18 protein-coding genes are annotated in these 17,531 nt (G+C 72.7%); 8 read left to right on the forward strand and 10 right to left on the reverse strand.

Annotated features, from left to right (window positions below; translation table 11 throughout):
* The first annotated feature begins 3 nt into the window (after positions 1-3).
* The 4 genes from ACIBVL_RS08855 to ACIBVL_RS08870 all read left to right on the forward strand — a co-directional run bounded on the left by ACIBVL_RS08855 (position 4) and on the right by ACIBVL_RS08870 (position 4,094).
* Positions 4-810, forward strand: coding sequence for an alpha/beta fold hydrolase (locus ACIBVL_RS08855; protein ID WP_399094126.1), 807 nt, complete (start codon positions 4-6; stop codon positions 808-810).
* Positions 807-1,967, forward strand: coding sequence for a glycosyltransferase (locus ACIBVL_RS08860; RefSeq protein ID WP_399094129.1), 1,161 nt, complete (start codon positions 807-809; stop codon positions 1,965-1,967). The genes ACIBVL_RS08855 and ACIBVL_RS08860 overlap by 4 nt, the downstream gene beginning before the upstream one ends.
* Positions 1,964-3,031, forward strand: a complete 1,068-nt coding sequence (locus tag ACIBVL_RS08865; protein ID WP_399094132.1) for a class I SAM-dependent methyltransferase — start codon at positions 1,964-1,966, stop codon at positions 3,029-3,031. Before ACIBVL_RS08860 ends, ACIBVL_RS08865 begins: the two co-directional genes overlap by 4 nt.
* Before the next feature lie 118 nt (positions 3,032-3,149).
* Entirely contained in the window at positions 3,150-4,094 is a 945-nt protein-coding gene (locus tag ACIBVL_RS08870; protein ID WP_399094135.1) for an alpha/beta hydrolase, read from the forward strand.
* Positions 4,095-4,189: 95 nt separating this feature from the next.
* Here the strand turns inward: ACIBVL_RS08870 and ACIBVL_RS08875 are convergent, their stop codons facing one another.
* From ACIBVL_RS08875 to ACIBVL_RS08910, 8 genes are all read right to left on the reverse strand, one after another.
* On the reverse strand, positions 4,190-4,978 hold the full coding sequence (locus tag ACIBVL_RS08875; protein ID WP_399094138.1) for an alpha/beta fold hydrolase: 789 nt from the start codon (positions 4,976-4,978) through the stop codon (positions 4,190-4,192).
* 74 nt (positions 4,979-5,052) lie between these two features.
* Entirely contained in the window at positions 5,053-6,378 is a 1,326-nt protein-coding gene (locus tag ACIBVL_RS08880; protein ID WP_399094141.1) for an MFS transporter, read from the reverse strand.
* A 118-nt stretch (positions 6,379-6,496) separates the two neighbouring features.
* Complete coding sequence (locus ACIBVL_RS08885; RefSeq protein ID WP_399094144.1) at positions 6,497-7,447, reverse strand: catechol 2,3-dioxygenase; 951 nt, start codon at positions 7,445-7,447, stop codon at positions 6,497-6,499.
* A complete protein-coding gene (locus ACIBVL_RS08890) occupies positions 7,444-8,556 on the reverse strand; it encodes a 4-oxalomesaconate tautomerase (protein ID WP_399094147.1) in 1,113 nt (370 codons plus the stop codon). The genes ACIBVL_RS08885 and ACIBVL_RS08890 overlap by 4 nt, the downstream gene beginning before the upstream one ends.
* A complete protein-coding gene (locus ACIBVL_RS08895; RefSeq protein ID WP_399094860.1) occupies positions 8,553-9,248 on the reverse strand; it encodes a 4-carboxy-4-hydroxy-2-oxoadipate aldolase/oxaloacetate decarboxylase in 696 nt (231 codons plus the stop codon). Before ACIBVL_RS08895 ends, ACIBVL_RS08890 begins: the two co-directional genes overlap by 4 nt.
* Positions 9,249-9,250: 2 nt before the next feature.
* Entirely contained in the window at positions 9,251-10,003 is a 753-nt protein-coding gene (locus tag ACIBVL_RS08900) for a PIG-L deacetylase family protein (protein WP_399094150.1), read from the reverse strand.
* A gap of 49 nt (positions 10,004-10,052) precedes the next feature.
* Positions 10,053-10,703: a GntR family transcriptional regulator gene (locus ACIBVL_RS08905; protein WP_399094153.1), complete on the reverse strand. Its 651-nt coding sequence runs from the start codon at positions 10,701-10,703 to the stop codon at positions 10,053-10,055.
* A gap of 115 nt (positions 10,704-10,818) precedes the next feature.
* Entirely contained in the window at positions 10,819-11,820 is a 1,002-nt protein-coding gene (locus ACIBVL_RS08910) for a LacI family DNA-binding transcriptional regulator (RefSeq protein ID WP_399094156.1), read from the reverse strand.
* A 121-nt stretch (positions 11,821-11,941) separates the two neighbouring features.
* Here ACIBVL_RS08910 and ACIBVL_RS08915 point away from each other — a divergent pair, with 121 nt between their 5' ends.
* A complete protein-coding gene (locus ACIBVL_RS08915; RefSeq protein WP_399094159.1) occupies positions 11,942-13,111 on the forward strand; it encodes a Gfo/Idh/MocA family protein in 1,170 nt (389 codons plus the stop codon).
* Here ACIBVL_RS08915 and ACIBVL_RS08920 read toward each other — a convergent pair.
* Positions 13,092-14,123: a LacI family DNA-binding transcriptional regulator gene (locus ACIBVL_RS08920; protein WP_399094162.1), complete on the reverse strand. Its 1,032-nt coding sequence runs from the start codon at positions 14,121-14,123 to the stop codon at positions 13,092-13,094. The two genes, ACIBVL_RS08915 and ACIBVL_RS08920, sit on opposite strands and share 20 nt — an antisense overlap.
* Before the next feature lie 131 nt (positions 14,124-14,254).
* Here ACIBVL_RS08920 and ACIBVL_RS08925 point away from each other — a divergent pair, with 131 nt between their 5' ends.
* From ACIBVL_RS08925 to ACIBVL_RS08935, 3 genes are read left to right on the forward strand one after another with little or no spacing between them, the layout of a single operon-like run.
* Entirely contained in the window at positions 14,255-15,421 is a 1,167-nt protein-coding gene (locus tag ACIBVL_RS08925; RefSeq protein ID WP_399094165.1) for a phytanoyl-CoA dioxygenase family protein, read from the forward strand.
* 15 nt (positions 15,422-15,436) lie between these two features.
* Entirely contained in the window at positions 15,437-16,213 is a 777-nt protein-coding gene (locus tag ACIBVL_RS08930) for an SDR family oxidoreductase (RefSeq protein WP_399094168.1), read from the forward strand.
* Positions 16,214-16,262: 49 nt separating this feature from the next.
* Positions 16,263-17,267, forward strand: coding sequence for a Gfo/Idh/MocA family oxidoreductase (locus ACIBVL_RS08935; protein ID WP_399094171.1), 1,005 nt, complete (start codon positions 16,263-16,265; stop codon positions 17,265-17,267).
* A 45-nt stretch (positions 17,268-17,312) separates the two neighbouring features.
* Here the strand turns inward: ACIBVL_RS08935 and ACIBVL_RS08940 are convergent, their stop codons facing one another.
* The gene (locus ACIBVL_RS08940; protein WP_399094174.1) at positions 17,313-17,486 is read right to left on the reverse strand and encodes a hypothetical protein; all 174 of its coding nucleotides are present in this window, start codon (positions 17,484-17,486) and stop codon (positions 17,313-17,315) included.
* Positions 17,487-17,531: the final 45 nt, after the last annotated feature.

Here is a 17,531-nt window from a genome sequence, read left to right on the forward strand (position 1 = left end):
GCCATGGCGATGGTCGACACCGGCAGAGTCCGGTTGCACGTCCAGCGGATGGGTCCCCGCCACGGCCGCCCGGCCACCGCCACCGTGGTGCTGGTGCACGGTCTGCTCACCGACAGCCTGGCCAGCTACTACTTCACCGTCGCCCCCGCGTTCGCGGCGGCCGGTCTCGACGTCGTCATGTACGACCTGCGCGGTCACGGCCGCAGCGAACGTCCCCCCGACGGCTACACCCTGGATCACAACATCGACGACCTGGAGGCGCTCCTGGACCGGCTGGGGGTGACCGGACCGGTGCACCTGGTCGGCAACTCCTACGGCGGGACCATCGCGTTCGGCTACGCGGCCCGCCACCCGGAGCGCGCGGCCGGCGTCTCCCTCATCGAGTCCGAACCGGCCACCGACGCCTGGGCGGTGAAGCTGGACGGCATCCTGCACTGGGTGACGGCCCAGCTGGCGCACAACGAGCCCGAAGCCATCGCCTGGGTCTCCACCCACCGCGGCCGGCACACCGCCCGGCTGGCCAAGGGCGCGGCACGCCTCGTCCGGGAGACCACGCTCGCCCGGGACATCCCCGCCAGCCGGGTGCTCACCGAGGAGCAGATCGCGGCGGTGCGCTGCCCGGTGCTCGGCCTGTACGGCGGTGACTCCGACCTGGCCGAGCTGGTGCCGTGGCTCCGGGCGGTGCTGCCGGACTGCCGGACGGTGGTGATCCCGGGGCACGAGCACTCGGTGCTCGTGGAGGCGTCGGGGACGGTGGGCGGTCACGTCCTCTCCCTCGTGGAGGAGACGCTCCGGGTGGCGGCCCGGTGAGCCGGTTCCTGTTCGTCGTACCGCCGCTGGTCGGACACATCAACCCGACCGTGGGTGTCGCCGCCGAACTGACCGCGCGGGGGCACCGGGTGGCATGGGTGTGCGCCGAACCCGAGCTGGTCGGACGGCTCGCGGGGCCGGAGGCCCCCGTGTTCGGGTGCGGCGGCGCCCTTGCGGGCGAGCGGCCCGCCGATCTGCGGGGCCCGGAGGCGCTGAGGTTCCTGTGGGAGTGGTACCTGCTGCCGCTGGCCGAGGCGATGGCGCCGGGGGTGCGGGCGGCCGTCGAGGAGTTCCGGCCCGATGTCGTCGTCGCCGACCAGCAGGCGTTCGCGGGAGCGTTCACCGCCGAACGGCTCGACCTGCCCTGGGCGACGTCGGCGACCACCTCGGCGGAGTTCACCGACCCGCTGGCCGGGCTGCCCAAGGTCCGGGAATGGCTGGACGAGCGGCTGGCAGCGCTGCGCACCGCCATCGGGGATCCGCGGGCCACCGGCGACCCCCGGTTCTCTCCTCGTCTCGTCCTCGCCTTCAGCACACCGGAGTTGGCGGGGCCTGCGGACGGCGTCCGCTGGGTCGGCCCCTCGATCACGGCCCGCCCGGCACCGTCCGGTTTCCCCTGGGAGTGGCTCGACTCCGGCCGGGCCACCGTGCTGGTCACCCTCGGCACCGCCAACACCGACGTCGGCGGCCGCTTCCTCGACGTGTGCCGGGCGGCGCTGCGCGAGCGGTCCGACCGCGTGCGGGCGGTGATCGTCGATCCGGGCGGCACGCTGGAGCCGGACGCCGACGACAAGGAGGTCCTCGTCGTGCCGTCGGTGCCCCAACTCGCCCTGCTGGAAAGGGGCGTCGACGCTGTCGTGTGCCATGCCGGGCACAACACCGTGTGCGAGGCGCTGTGGCACGGGATCCCCCTCGTCGTCGCGCCCATCCGGGACGACCAGCCGGTGGTGGCCGGTCAGGTCGTGGCAGCGGGGGCCGGGGTGCGGGTGCGGTTCGGCCGGGTCACGGCGCAGAAGCTGGGCGCGGCGCTGGACGCCGTGCTGCACGAGCCCGGGTACCGCCGGGCGGCCGGCCGGATCCGTACGGCGTTCCGGGCGGCGGGGGGCGCATCGGCCGCCGCGGACCATCTCGACGAGCTGGCAAGGGAGTCCGGATGAACGACGAGACCACGCAGGGTGAGCGGATCGCCGCACTGCGCCCCGCCTACCGGGCCGACCTCGCCGCCGGTCTGGAACGCTTCTTCGAACCCCGGCGCACCACCTGTCCCTGGTGCGGCGGCGAGGACCTCACCACCCGGCTGCGCACCACCGACCTGCTCCAGCACAAGCCGGGCCGGTTCGTCCTGGACCGGTGCGGGAGCTGCGGGCACACCTTCCAGAATCCCCGGCTGAGTGCGCAGGGGCTGGAGTTCTACTACCGGGACTTCTACGACGGTCTCGGCGAGAAGAAGCTCGGCGACACCTTCGGCGGGCGGACGAAGACGTACCGGGAGCGGGCCGAGTCGATGCTGCCGCACGACTGCGCCCCGAAGAGGTGGCTGGACGTCGGCACCGGGCACGGTCACTTCTGCGCCGCCGCGCGGGAGGTGCTGCCGGGCACGGCCTTCGACGGCCTGGACTTCACCGACGGCGTCGAACTCGCCGAACGGGAGGGCCGGGTGGAGCACGGCCACCGGGGCAGCTTCCCCGACCTCGCGCCCGAGCTGGCCGCCCGTTACGACGTGGTGAGCATGTTCCACTACCTGGAGCACAGCACCGACCCCGACCGCGAGCTGCGGGCCGCGCGGGAGGCGGTACGCCCGGGCGGGCACCTGATCGTCGAGGTCCCCGATCCCGAGAGCCGGTACGCCCGGCTGCTGGGCCGCTGGTGGCTGCCCTGGCTCCAGCCGCAGCACCTGCACTTCGTTCCCGTGGCCAACCTGCGCGAGCGCCTGGCCGACCTGGGCTTCACGGTGGTCGGGGAGCAGCACGCCGGGCCGCACGACCCGGTGGACCTGCTGGCCGCCGTATGGCTGGCGCTGGACCACGCGGCGCCCCGCGACGACGCGCCGTGGCTGCCCGAGCCGCCGAACGCGCTGCGCCGCGTACTGCGGGCCGCCCTGCTGATCACCGGCGTTCCCGCGCTGATCGCGGGCACCCTGCTCGACCGGTTCGTGATCCGGCCGCTGTCGCACCGGCTGGGGGTGTCCAACGCGTACCGGGTCGTGGCCCGGCGCGACTGACCGGGGACCGCAGGGTGCGCACGCGGGGGAGGCCGTGCTAGCTTCAGGCCCATTCCATTAACAGGAATCCTGATGATTAAGGCTCTGCCGCAGGTACGGCCCGGCGAACGGAATCCGCATGTCCCTACTGGCCAGACCCGCGCTGGCGACCCGCGCCGCGAAGACGATGCAGGGCCTCACCCGGCTGGCGAGCCGCCGGTCGGGCGGGCCCGGCTCCACGGCCGCCCTGCAGACCCGCTTCCCCGAGTACCCGCGCGACACGAGGGACCTGACGATCCCCACGTCCGTCGCCCCGGCCCCGGTCACGGTGTACCTGCCGCCGGGCGGGACGGCGACCGGCCCGCCCGTCCACGTGAACTTCCACGGCGGCGGGTACGTCATGTCGATGCCCGAGCTGGACGACGCCCTGTGCCGGTTCCTGGCCTCCGAGGCGGGGGTGGCCGTGGTGAACGTGAAGTACGTCGTGGCGCCGCAGTATCCGTTCCCGGCGCCGACGACCCAGGCGTACGACGTCGTGCGCTGGGTGGCCGAGCACGGCGCGGAGCACGGCTGGGACGGCGAGCGGCTCACCGTGGGCGGGCAGAGCGCGGGCGGCGGGCTCACCGCGGCCGTGGCCCGCCAGGCCCTGGAGCGGGGCGGACCGTCGATCGCGCTCCAGATCCTGCACTATCCGCCGCTGGACCTCGCGACCGGCGCCAAGGACAAGAAGGCCGCCGTCGCCAGGCCGGTGCTGCGGCCCTGGATGGCGGACGTCTTCGACACGTCGTACGTACCGGATCCGCGCGAGCGTTCCGACCGGCTCGTCTCCCCCGCGCACCCGTCGGACACCGCCGACCTCGAGGGCATCGCCCCGGCGCTGGTGATCACGGCCGAGTACGACCTGCTGCGCGCCGAGGCGACGCGCTACGCCGAGCGGCTGCGCGCGGCCGGCGCCCTCGTGGAACACCACGAGGTCGGCGGCGCCGATCACGGCTACGACTCCAAGGACGACGAAAAGGCCCGGCTGGCCTACGCCCTGATGGCCCGTCACCTGCGACGGGCCACCGCGTCCGACGCCCCCTGACAGGCACGGGCGCCGCGGTCCTGCCGGAAGCCGCCGTTCCCCTGTTCGACGGCTTGCGGACGGGCTCCCACGACCAGGGGGCGCCGTACGTCCGCTCAGCGCACGCAGGCCGTGACCGCCTCCGCCACGACCTCGGCCACGGCCGCGGGCTGTTCGACCAGGACGGCGTGGCCGGCGTCGGGGACCGTGACCATCCGGACGTGCGGACAGGCCTCCAGGCCGCGCCGCTCGTCGTCCGTCAGGCCGATCTCGTCGTGGTCGCCGCGCACCACCCAGGCCGGGACACCGGCCTCGCACAGCCTCGGGACCAGCAGCGGATACCGGTCGAGGTAGGCGTAGTAGTCCCGGACGATCCGGCGGCAGGCCGTCGGATCGTTGTTCGCCATGGCCGCCGCCAGCGTCTCCGCGCGCCGCGGCGGCAGTTCGCGTTTCATCGACCGGGGCAGCAGCCCGAGCATGCCGGCCCAGACCACGATGCCGAGCCCCGGCAGCCGGCCCACGACGTTCAGCACGTCCAGGGCCTTGCTCTCGTCGCCGCGTGAGAAGGTCGGCGAGAGCAGTACCAGCGGGCCCCCGAACAGGCCCAGTGCCGCCATCTCGAGCGCCACGTTGGCGCCCAGGCTGTGCCCCACGACCACATCGCAGCCGGACTCGGCGGCGAAGTCCGCCATCAGCCGGGCGTAGTGCTCCATGGACACGTCCTCGGGCGCCTCCGTACGGCCGAACCCCGGCATGGTCACCGCGACCATCCCCACGCCGGCCACCGCCGGCTCGGCCATGACGTCCACGTAGAACTCGGTCGTGCACAGTCCGCCGGGAATCATCAGCACCCGGTGCGGGGCGTCCTGCGGCCCCGCCCGCCGGATCTCCCAACGCTCATACATACAACGAGCGTGACCCCGCACGCCGCTCCCCGCACCCCGAGTCCGACGCCGGACGCCGGTGCGCGTTCACGCCGTCAGTGCGCGCCCACCAGCGCCTGGTCGGCGGCCCGCGGCGCCTGCCGGGGGCTGCGCAGCGCGGCGACCCCGATGAAGACCATGGACGAGACACCGGCGAGGGCGAAGGCGGTGAAGCCCCAGTCGCCGTTGCCCGCGGCGAGCAGCTGGCCGCCGAGCCACGGGCCGAAGACGGCACCGAAGCGGCCCATGCCGGAGGTCCAGCCGACGGCGGTGGCGCGGTTGTCGGGGTGGGAGCGGATGGAGACGGTCGCGTAGATCATCGTCTGGGCGCTGTTGAGGAAGACACCCGTGAGGAAGACGATGATCATCGTGACGCCCGTCGACATGTGCACGCTGAGCAGATACACCCCGGCGGCGGTCAGCGCGAACCAGATCGCGGAGATGCGCGGTGCGCCGAACCGGTCGGCGGCGCGACCGGCGACGAGCATGCCCACGATGCCGCCGAGGTTGAAGACGACGACGAAGGTCAGGGCGTTGGCGAGCGCGTACCCCTCGGTCCGCATGAGGGTCGGCAGCCAGGTGGCGACACCGTAGACGAGGAGCAGACCGCCGAAGGAGGCCAGCCAGTACAGCAGGGTCTGGACCCATTCGCCGCCCCGGAAGAGGCCGACCAGGGCGTCCCAGCGGTCGACGGCCGTCTTCCGGCCGGACTTCACGGCGGGCAGTTCGACGTCGTAGCGGGCGGCGAGCGCGCCGGCCTCCTCGGTGCGGCCCTTGGCGACGAGGAAGCTCAGCGATTCGGGCAGGAACTTCGCGAGCACCGGGGCGAAGAGCAGCGGCACCACGCAGACCCAGAAGGCCGCCCGCCAGCCGACCGGGTCGATCAGCCACTTGGCGACGTAGGCGGAGAGGATGCCGCCCGCGTGGTGGGCGGTCATCAGCAGACCGATGACGATCGCGGCGCGGCCGCGCGGGGCGTAGTCGGAGACCATGCTGATCGCGGTGGGCAGCAGTCCGCCGAGGCCGACTCCCGCGAGGGTCCGGCCGAGGCCGAAGACGGCCACGCTGTCGGCCATGGCGCACACCCCCGACGCCAGCGAGAAGACGACCACGCAGGACACCATCAGCTTCTTGCGCCCGACGCGGTCGGCGACCGTGCCCGCAGTGAGGGCGCCGACCAGCATGCCGAAGGTGGCGTAGCTGCCGAGGTCGCCGGCCGTGTCCGCGGTGAGACCGAAGGTCTTCGTCTCCAGCAGGTGCGGCAGCACGGAGCCGTAGATGAACATGTCGAGGCCGTCGAAGAGCACGGCCAGCCAGCACAGACCGACGACCAGAAGGGCCAGTCTGCCGACGCGGGCGGAGGGGGAGGGGGAGGAGGACATCTTTGTTTTCCTCTCGTGCAATGGGGTGCCCCGACGCTAAGGACCCGGGTGCAGATTCGTCAACGTTTTTGTCAACAATCTCATCGACAATCGAGCCCGCGTCGGGGCACCGGCGCTGTCAGGCGACCGGCGGGGTCCCGTGCGTGTGGAACGACTCGATGGTCTTCAGGCCCCAGGCCTGCCCCTTCTTCCGCTCCTCCTCGGTCCAGGTGATCAGCGGCCAGTCCGGCGCCAGCACCAGCCGCGTGAGCGGGTTGCACAGCTCGACACGGTTGCCGCCCGGCTCGTAGACATACAGGAAGAACGTCTGCTGGATGGCGTGCTTGTGCGGGCCCGTCTCGATGAACACACCCGTGTCGATCGCGAGGTCGGCGGCGCGCAGGATGTCCTCGCGGGTGTCGGTCGCGAAGGCGATGTGGTGCAGCCGGCCCGTACTGCCGGTCCAGTCCGAGGTGTAGACGACGTCGTACGACTTGTTCGTGTACGTCAGCCAGCGCGCCGCGATGGTCCCGCCGTCCAGCCGGATCTGCTCCGTGGGCCGGGCGCCCAGCACCCGCTCCTGGAATTCGGCGTTGGCGAGCACGTCGGCGGCGAGGAAGTTGACGTGGTCCAGGCGCCGTACGCCCACCCCCCGGTTGGGCTTGGCCTGCGGCTGGTTCTTCAGCGCGGGCCTGAGCTCCTCGGGGGCCCGGTAGTGCTCGCTCTCCCAGTACAGGGCGTGCTCATGGCCGTCCGGGTCGGTGGTGACGTACAGCTTGCCGAGACCGGGCTCGTCCTCGGCCCACACGCCGGTGCCGCCCGCCGCCTCGACGGCTTGGACGCGACGGTGCAGCGCCTCCTCGCTGGAGGTGCGCAGGGCGAGCCGGCCGAGGCCGGGCTGTTCGCGGGCGGTGAGGACGAGGCTGTGGTGCTCGTAGTCGTCATAGGTCCGCAGGTAGACGGTGTCGCCGTCCTCGCCGTCGACCGTGAGGCCCAGGTAGTCGGTGAAGAAGGCGACACTGGCGTCCAGGTCGGGGGTGAAGAGCTGGGCGTGGCCGATGTGTGCGATGTCGCCGAGCGGCGGAGTCATCGTTGACCTCCAAGGGGTTGCGGGGGGACCGGCGCCGGCTCGGCGGCCCGGGGGAAGACCATGCCGTCGAAGATCTTGCGGGCCGTGCGGACCACGGCGGTGCGACGGGCGCGGGGCAGGCCCTCGGGGGTGGTGCCGAGGCTGCTCTCGATGTCCAGGAAGCCGGTGGGATGTTCGATGCGCATTCGGTCGCTGCCGGGCCTGAGTTCGGCGATCTCCGCCCCCACGCCGCCTTCGATCCGCAGGCCGGCGGCGACGCCGGCCGCGCCGAGCACACCGATGGAGGTGTGGCAGCGCACCGGGATGAAGGTGCGGGTGGTGACCGCGCCGCCGTTCCGGGGCCGGGCGAGGAGCGTGAGCTTCGGGACGGTGGTGTCCGAGACGTCACCGAGGCCCATCAGCCGGCCCGCCGCCAGACGGATCGTGCGCAGCCGTTCGGCGAGCACCACGTCCTCCTCCAGGTCCCGGGGCGACTCGTAGCCGCCGACCTTGAGGGCGGAGGCGGCGATCAGCACCGTCGGCATCCCGTTGTCCACGCAGGTCACCGGCACGCCGTCGATCTCGTCCCGGACGTTCCCGGTGGGCAGCAGCGGGCGGTCGCCCGGCGGGAACTCGATCACCACGGGAGCCGCCGCCCCCGGTACGCCCGAGATCTCGGCGTCCCCGGTGTAGCGCACCCGGCCGCCGGGGGTCGGGAAGGTGGCCCTCGCGTAGTCCCCGCTGTTGACCATGCGGATGCGGACGGAGGTCTCCTCCCCCCCGGCCGGCACGAGCCCGCGCTCCACGGCGAACGGGCCGATACCGGCGAGGATGTTCCCGCAGTTCTGACGGTCGCTCACCTCGGGCCGGTCGACCGCCACTTGGAGGAAGAGGTAATCGACGTCGGCCTGCGGATCGGCGGACCGGGACACCACCGCGACCTTGCTGGTGAGCGGATGCGCGCCGCCCAGTCCGTCGATCTGCCGCTCGTCGGGGCTGCCCATCACGCGCAGCAACAGCGCGTCGCGCAGGGCCGGTCGGGCGGGAAGGTGGTCGGCGAGGAAGTAGGCGCCCTTGGAGGTGCCGCCCCGCATCAGCAGGCAGGGCACCCCCTCGGATCCGGAGGTCACCGCGACTCCCCCGTGTACTCCTCGTACGTCGTGTACCGCACGCCGAGCTTCTTCAGCGTCTCCCTCAACCCGTAGCGGTCCAGGCCGAGTTCGCCGTCGAGGAAGGCGGCGCGGGAGCGGGCCTCCTTGGCCTCGCGGGCCTCGGACGCCTCCGCGGCGGCGCGGGCGCGCTCGCGCGGGACGACCACGACTCCGTCGTCGTCGGCGAGGATCACGTCGCCGGGGCGGATGACCTGGCCGTCGATCGCGACCGGCACGTTCACCGAACCGCCGGTGGCCTTCACCGTGCCCTGCGCCGAGACCGCCCGCGACCAGGCCGGGAAGTCCATCTCGCGCAGCTCCTGCGTGTCGCGGACACCGGCGTTGATGATCAGGCCCCGGACGCCGCGCCGCTGCAACGCGGTGGCGAACAGCTCGCCGAACATGCCGTCGCTGGACGGGGAGGTGGTGGTGACGACCAGGACGTCCCCCTCGCCGCACTGCTCGACGGCCGCATGGATCATGAGGTTGTCACCGGGCCAGCTGAGCACGGTGACGGCGGTGCCGGCCATCCGTACACCCTGCTGGATGGGCCGGATTCCCGGACCCAGCAGCCCGGTTCGGCCCATGGCCTCGCTCACGGTGGCCACGCCGAAGCCGGCCAGCGCGTCGACGTCCTTCTGCTCCGCCTTCGGCGGGTTGGTGACGATCACGCTCACGCCAGCTCCTTCGCGATCTGCGGATAGGGCCGCATGTACGCCTCGGCCATGGTCTTGTGCGCCAGGCCCAGGTTGGGGCCGGCGTTGCGCCTGAGCTGGACGCCCCGGCGGACGGCGAGGTCGGTGTAGTAGTCCCACAGGTGCCGCTGGGCGCCCAGGCACTCCATCGCCTTGCGCTTGGTCTCCCAGACCTCGGTGATGTCGAGGAGGACCTCGGGCCTGAAGCCGCTCATCTCGGGCTGGTGCGGCTCGAAGTAGAAGACCGGCGGGGCACCGATGATCTCGCCCTCGCCCGGGTAACCGATGGCCTGCGCGAGGACGCGGGCCTCCATGGCCATACGGTTGGCGGCCGGGTGGTCGCCGTTGTACGGGTCCTCGGTGGGGTGGGTGAGGACGACGTCGGGCTGGGTCGCGCGGTAGACCGCGACGAGTTCGTCGGTCAGCCCGGCGGAGGGGACGAGCGGGTAGTCGCCGGCGTCGAAGAAGCGGACCTCGGCGCCCAGGGTGGCGGCGGCGCGCTCGGCCTCGTCCCGGCGGATCGCCTTGATCTCCTCCAGCTTCCTGCCCTCGCGCCACGCCTTGGCGGACTCGCCGCGCTCGCCGAAGGTCAGGCAGGCGATGGTGACCTTCTCGCCGCGGGAGGCGGCCAGGGCGATGGCGCCGCCCGCCCGCCACACGAAGTCCCCCGCGTGCGCGGTGACGACGAGAGTCGAACGGGGTGGGGGGGCGGGCGCGTTGGCCTCGGTCATGCTCAAGTCTCCTCGGTAACAGGTGGGCGCCCGCCCCGCACCGCCGTGATCAGTCGCGCAGTGCCTCGATCACACTGGTGAGGTGGGCACGGACGGCCGTCTCGGCCGCCTGTGGATCCCTGGCCCGGATCGCTTCGATCATGGTCAGGTGCTCGTTCAGGGATTGCTGCGGACGCCCCGGCCTCAGTGCCAACTGGAAGCGGTGGCGCACCAGTTGGGCGTTGAGCCGCTCCAGCAGATCCAGGGCCGTCCGCTGCCCGGAGAATTCCCGGACCTTGGCGTGCAGCTCCTGGTTGAGCTCGGAGTACGTGACCGGTTCGCCGTCGGCGACCGCCTTGGTCATCGCCGTACCGAGCTCGGTCAGTTCGACCAGCTGCTCGTCGCTGGCCGCGACGGCCGCCTTCGCCGCGCACAGCCCCTCGAGGACCATGCGGCACTCGGTGATGGCGACGGCTTCGTCCACGGTCACCACCCGCACCCGCGAACCGCGGTTGCGGATCCGCTCCACGAGCCCCTGGGACTCCAGATCGATCAGCGCCGCGCGGATGCTGGCCCGTGTCACACCGAACTGCTCGGCGAGCTCGTTCTCCACCAGCCGCTGGGCCGGTGCCATCTCGCCGTGCAGGATCGCCTGCCGCAGCTGCGCGAGCGCATGCTGCTTGGCCTGCTCCCCGGTGCTCGGACGGGCTTCTTTCGGCATCGTTGCCCTCCCTGAGTGAGTGCCTGTCGAACCTAAATCTAGCCAAACAAGATTGTCAACAATTTTGTCCGCCGTATCGGCCCGTATCGCACCCCAAGGGACCACCTGGGTGCCTTCAGCCCCTGGGCGGGGCCGCCGTCGTCCCCCGGATCTCCAGCATCGGCGCGGCCAGCCGCACCCGCCCCGCTCCCCCGCGTCCCTCGAACCGGTCCAGCAGGCAGCGCGCGGCCCGGCGCCCGACCTCGTGGCCGGCGTTGTCGACGGTCGTCAGCCACAGGTGCCGCAGCCGGGACGTGCTCGTGTTGTCGTAGCCGACGACGGACAGGTCCCGGGGGACCCGCAGACCCAGCTCCTCGGCCGCCGACAGCGTGCCGACGCAGGCGATGTCGTTGACCGCGAAGACGGCCGTGGGCCGGTCCGGACGGCCGAGCAGCCGTACGGCGGCGCGGTGGCCGCCCTCCTCGGTCATGTCGCTCGGCTCGACCAGGGCCTCGGCCGCGCCGTGCGCCCGCATCGCCGCCTCGAAGCTGCGCCGGCGCAGCTCGCCGACGGCCCCGTATCCCGCGATGTGGGCGATGCGGCGGTGCCCGAGCCCGAGGAGGTGCTCGGTGACCAGCCGCGCGCCCTGCTCGTCGTCGCCCGCCACGACGTCGACCCCGGACGGGACGGGCTCCCGGGCTCCCGCGACGACGACCGGGATCCGCTCGGCGACCGCGCCGAGCGCCGCCGGGTCGGGCAGCGTGCCGACCACCACCAGGCCGTCGGCGCCGAGGTCGAGGAAGGGGCCGGCCGGGTCCTGGCCGGCCCGGCGGTTCAGGCGGGCGTCGGCCAGCAGCATGTGCAGGCCGCTCGCGTGCAGCAGGGAGTTGAGGCCGTCCAGGAGGTCGACGAACCAGGGGTTGCGCAGATCGTGCAGGAGGACGCCGACGGTGCGGGTGCGCTGCTCGCTGAGGCTGCGCGCGGCCGCGTTGGGCCGGTAGCCGAGTTCGCGCACGGCCCGCAGGACGGCCTCCCGCTTCTCGGCGCGCACCTGGTCGGAGCCGCGCAGGACGAGGGAGACCAGCGACTTGGACACCCCGGCCCGGTCGGCGACGTCGCGGATGGTCGGCGGTCTCATGGCATGGACCGTTCCACGCCGCTGACCGCTTGTCAAAGGGTGGTGAAGGGCTTGACACCCTCGACAAAAGGCCCTCAGGGTGGCCTGGACAGATAATGGACCGGTCCAAAGAGGGGCTGTCATGGTGGGTTCGGTGGATTCGCTCGGTGTCGCCGTCGTCGGGTTCGGCTGGATGGGCCGGGTGCACGCCCAGGCGTACGCCCGTGTCCGCCACCACTACCCGCAACTGGCGCTGCGTCCGGAGCTGGTGGCCGTCGCCGAGGAGGTGCCCGGCCGGGCGGAGGAGGCCGCCGCGCAGTTCGGGTTCGCCTCCACCACCCGGGACTGGCGCGAGATCGCCGCCGACCCGCGCGTCCGGGCGGTGAGCATCACCGCGCCGAACTTCCTGCACCGCGAGATCGGCGTCGCGATGGCCGAGGCCGGCAAGCACATCTGGATCGAGAAGCCGGTGGGCCTCACCCGCCAGGACGCCGCCGCGGTGGCGGACGCGGTGGCCGAGGCCGGGGTGCAGGGCGCGGTGGGCTTCAACTACCGCAACGCGCCCGCCGTGGAGACGGCCCGCGATCTGATCGCCTCCGGTGAGCTGGGCGCGGTCACCCATGTCCGCGTCCGTCTCTTCAGCGACTACGCGGCCCACCCGGACGGCGCCCTGACCTGGCGGTACGAGCGGGAGCGGGGCGGCAGCGGGGTGCTGGGCGATCTGGCCTCGCACGGCGCCGACCTGGCTCGGTTCCTGCTCGGCGACATCACGTCCCTGACCGCCGACACGGCGGTCTTCGTCCCCGAGCGGGCCCGCCCGACCGGGGCCACGGCGGGCCACAGCCGCGCCTCGGGCGGCGAGCTCGGCCCGGTCGAGAACGAGGACTACGTCAACTGTCTGCTGCGCTTCGCCTCCGGCGCCCGCGGTGTCCTGGAGGCCTGCCGGGTCTCGGTCGGCGAGCAGAACAACTACGGCTTCGAGGTGCACGGCACCAAGGGCGCGGTCTTCTGGGACTTCCGCCGGATGAACGAACTGGCCGTCAGCCGCGGCACGGCCTACCAGGACCAGCCCGTCAGCACGGTCTACGTCGGCCCGGGCGACGGCGAGTTCGGCGCCTTCCAGCCGGGCGCCGCCAACGCCATGGGCTACGACGACCTCAAGGTCGTGGAGGCCCACCGGTTCCTGCGCTCGATCGCCGAGGGCACCCCGTACGGGGCGACCCTCACGGACGCCGTGCACAGCGCCGCCGTGCTGGAGGCGATGACCCGGTCGGCGGAGAGCGGCACCTGGGTCAGTGTGACGACACGGTAGGCATGTTGTACGGCGTCACGACCTGGATCGGCGACGGCAGGGTCGGCCCCGCCGACGGCAGCGCGCCGTGCGCCCGCATCACGGTGTGGCAGGCCTCGCGCATGTCCTGGCGCAGGTCGTGGTGGAGGACGGCGGAGAGGCGGTGGTCGCGCAGCAGCCGGGTGTTGTCGTGGTCGAGGTCGTGCGCGACGAACACGGCGCACTCGCGGCGCGCGTCGGCGAAGGCCTTCAGGGTCGCGAAGTTCCCGCCGCCGATCGAGTACACCGCCCGGATCCCCGGGTCGCGGTCGAGGGCGGCCCGGACCAGGTCGTACTGGGTGGCGTCCAGTCCCTGTCCCTCGGTGATCTCCACCAGGGCGCGCTCGGGATGGTGGGCGCGCATCACGCCGCGAAAGCCCATCTCGCGCTCCTCCTCGTTGCGGAAGAAGCCGCTGGAGAGGCTGGTCAGGACGTTGCCGGGGCGGTCGCCGAGCCACTGGCCCATCAGGTACGCGGCCGTGGCGCCGGCGGCGCGGTTGTCGATGCCGACATAGGCGAGGCGGGCGCTGGCGGGCAGGTCGGTGACGAGCGTGACGACCGGGATGCCGGCGGCGACCAGGCGGCCCACGGCGGCCGTGACCTCGGGGACGTCGGGTGCCTTGAGGATCACGCCCTGCGAGCCGCGCCGGGCTATCCGGTCGAGGGTGGCGACCTGCTCCCCCACCGGTCCGGTCTCGCGGAAGTGGAAGCGGGAACGCAGCACGGCCGGGTGCAGGGAGGGCAGCTCGGCCTCGAGGGCGGCCCGTACGGCGGTGCTGAACCGTTCCGGGGCCTGCATCACGATGTCGACCATGAAGGTACGCCCGACGAGCCTGACCTGGGTGCGCTGCCGGTGCAGGTCGGCGATGGCCCGGCGCACCTCCTGCGCGGTGGACTCACGCACCCCTCCCCTGCCGTTGAGGACCCGGTCGACGGTGGCCTCGCTCAGGCCCGCCTGGCGGGCGATCTCACGGAGAGGGAAGGGGTGACCCACGGAAGGCTCCTCACAATCCTGTGGAGGGAACTGCTTGAGGGGTTTTTGATGGCTTCCTGCTGGTTGTTCGACGGGTTTGTCATGACAAGAATGGCAGCGCTGAGCCGCCATTGTCACCGAAGGGGACGACGATGTCCTTCACCTCCGTGCGGGGCCACGCCTGGCTGAGCGAGCAGGACTGCGACCTCGGCGCGTTCCGCTCGCTCGTCGAGCGCACGACCGACCCCGCCGACTACCCGCACGCCACCGCCGTGCGCGGGAACGTCCTCGTCTACGACAGCGAGCGGCTGCGTGCCGCCCCGGCGGAGCGTGCGGTGCGCGCCGAGCTGGTGCGGGCCCTCACCGACGGGCCCGGCGTGGTCGTCTTCCGGGGCGCCTTCCCCGACCCGGCGGTCGTCGACCGGCTCACCGCCGTCTTCGACGCGCTCATCGCCGAGCAGCACGCCTCGGGTGGGACCGCCGGCGACCACTTCGCGAAGCCGGGCGCCAACGACCGCGTCTGGAACGCCCTGGAGAAGGCCGCCCTCCACGACCCGGAGGCCTTCGCCGACTACTACGCGAACGACGTCCTCGCCCTGGTCTCCCGGGCCTGGCTCGGCCCCGGCTACCAGGTGACCTCCCAGGTCAACGTGGTCAATCCGGGCGGCGCCGCGCAGCGTCCGCACCGCGACTACCACCTCGGGTTCCTCTCCAACGCGGCAGCCGCCGCCTACCCGGCGCACGTCCACCGCCTCTCCCCCGTGCTCACCCTGCAGGGGGCGGTCGCGCACTGCGACATGCCGGTGGAGTCCGGCCCCACGCTGTACCTGCCGTACTCGCAGACGTACGAGCCCGGCTACCTGGCCTGGCGGCTGCCGGAGTTCCAGGCGTACTTCGAGGCGCACCACGTCCAGCTGCCGCTGGCGAAGGGTGACGCGGCCTTCTTCAACCCGGCCGTCCTCCACGCCGCCGGCACCAACCGCACCACCGGCGTGCGGCGGACGGCCAACCTGCTCCAGGTGTCCTCGGCCTTCGGACGCGCGATGGAGACGGTGGACCGGGAAGCGATCGCGAACGCGGTCTTCCCCGTGCTGCTGGGGCGCCGGGCCGAAGGCGTCGGCGAGGAGTGGCTGGAGCGGGTGATCGCGGCGAGCGCCGAGGGCTACCCCTTCCCCACCAACCTCGACAGCGACCCGCCGGTCGACGGTCTGGCCCCGCCCTCGCAGGCGGACCTCGTACGGCGGGCCCTGCGCGAGGAGTGGACTCCGCAGGCGCTCCGGGACGGGCTGCGGGCCGGCGCCGAGCGGCGCACCAGCTGAAAGGGCCTCGGAGACATGGGACTTCTCGACGACAAGGTCGTCCTCGTCAACGGCGGCAGCCAGGGGGTCGGCGCGGCCGTCGCCCGGGCCGCGGTCCGCGAGGGCGCGCTCGTCGCCGTCACCGGGCGGCGGCCGGAGCCCGGCGAGGCGCTGGTGGCGGAGCTGTCGGCGGCGGGCGGCACGGCGATGTTCGTACCGGTCGACCTCGCGGACGCCGAGCAGGCGAAGGCGTCGGTGACCGGGACGGTGGCCGCGTACGGCAGGGTCGACTGCCTGGTGAACTCGGCAGGGCTGACCTCCCGGGGCACGCTCCTCGACACCACGCCCGAGCTGTTCGACCAGCACATCGCGATCAATCTGAGGGCGCCGTTCTTCGCCATGCAGGCGGCGGTCGCGGACATGCGGGCCCGCGAGGCGCCCGGCACGGTCGTCAACATCATCACGTCCTCGGCGCACGGCGGGCAGCCCTTCCTCGCGCCGTACGTCGCCGCCAAGGCCGGCCTGGCCGGCCTCACCCGCAACGCGGCGCACGCCCACCGGTTCGACCGCATCCGGATCAACGGCCTGAACATCGGCTGGACGGCGACCGAGGGCGAGGACGCGACCCAGAGGGCGTTCCACGGCGCCGGCGACGACTGGCGGGAGCAGGCGGCGGCTCGGCTGCCGATGGGCAGGCTCGGCCAACCGGACGAGATCGCCGAGTTCGTGGTGTTCCTGCTGTCCGACCGGTCCGGCGTGGTCACCGGTTCGGTGATCGACTGGGACCAGAACGTCCTCGGCGGCCTCGACTAGACCTCTTTCACCGTCCCCCTCCCCGTAAGACTCTCAAGGAGCTGCACCCATGCGCATCGGAATCCTCGGCCTCGGCCGCATCGGCGCCTTCCACGCCGAGACCCTCTCCGGACTCGACGCCGTCGAGTCGCTCGTCGTGACGGACCCGTTCGCGGAAGCCGCCAAGTCCGCCGCCGAGCGGTTCGGGGCCGAGGTCGTGGACTCGCCCGAGGCCCTGCTGGCGGCCGGGGTGGACGGCATCGTCGTCGCGGCCGCGACCGACGCCCATCCCGCGCTGATCCTGGCCGGTGTGGAGGCCGGCGTGCCCGTCTTCTGCGAGAAGCCCGTCGCCAAGACCATGCGCGAGGGCGTGCAGGTCCTCGAGGCCGTCCGGGGCAGGGACGTGCCGATCCAGATCGGCTACAACCGCCGCTTCGACGCCGGGTTCGTCGCCGCCCGGGCCGCCGTGCACTCCGGTGAGCTGGGCAAGCTGCACACCGTCCGCTCCACCACCCTGGACCCGGCGCCGCCGCCGGCCGCGTACGTCGCCGCCTCCGGGGGTATCTTCCGCGACTGTTCGGTCCACGACTTCGACATCATCCGCTGGGTGACGGGCCGCGAGGTGACCGAGGTGTACGCGGTCGGCGGCAACCGGGGCGCCGACTACATCAAGGAGGCGGGCGACGCCGACACCACCGGCGCGCTCCTCACCCTCGACGACGGCACCATCGCCGTGATCTCCAACTCACGCCACAACGCGCGTGGTTACGACGTCCGTATGGAGATCCACGGCTTCCAGGACTCCATCGCCGTGGGCCTGGAGGACAAGCTGCCGCTGCGCTCGGTGGAGCCAGGCGTCACCTTCCCCTCCGGCACCCCGCACGACTTCTTCATGGACCGCTTCACGGCCGCCTACCGGGCCGAACTCACCGCGTTCACCGAGGTCGTGGCCGGCACCCGGCCCTCGCCCTGCACGATCGAGGACGCCCTGGAGGCGGGCTGGATCGCGGAGGCCTGCACGCTCTCGCTGCACGAGCACCGGCCGGTGACCATCGCGGAGGTGCGGGCCTCCTGAGGCGGCTCGCGGTCCTGTGAGGGCGGTCCCCGGCGGGGGCCGCCCTCACAGGCAGTAGCGGACCAGCCAGTCGTCCGGGTCGTACGCGTCACGCGCCGGGTCCCGCGGGGTGGCCGGCCGCTCCTCCACCGTGTCCTCCTGGCGCACCCGCTCGGGCAGTGTCCCGAACCTGGCCCGGCGCCGGGCCTCCGCGCTGCCTGCCTGTTCCTGCTCCTGCATCTCACCCTCCCCGTCCACGACTCCACACACCGTGCACCTTCTCCA

It is taken from the genome of Streptomyces sp. NPDC049687, from assembly GCF_044465285.1.
In the GTDB taxonomy this organism is placed as follows: Bacteria; Actinomycetota; Actinomycetes; order Streptomycetales; family Streptomycetaceae; genus Streptomyces.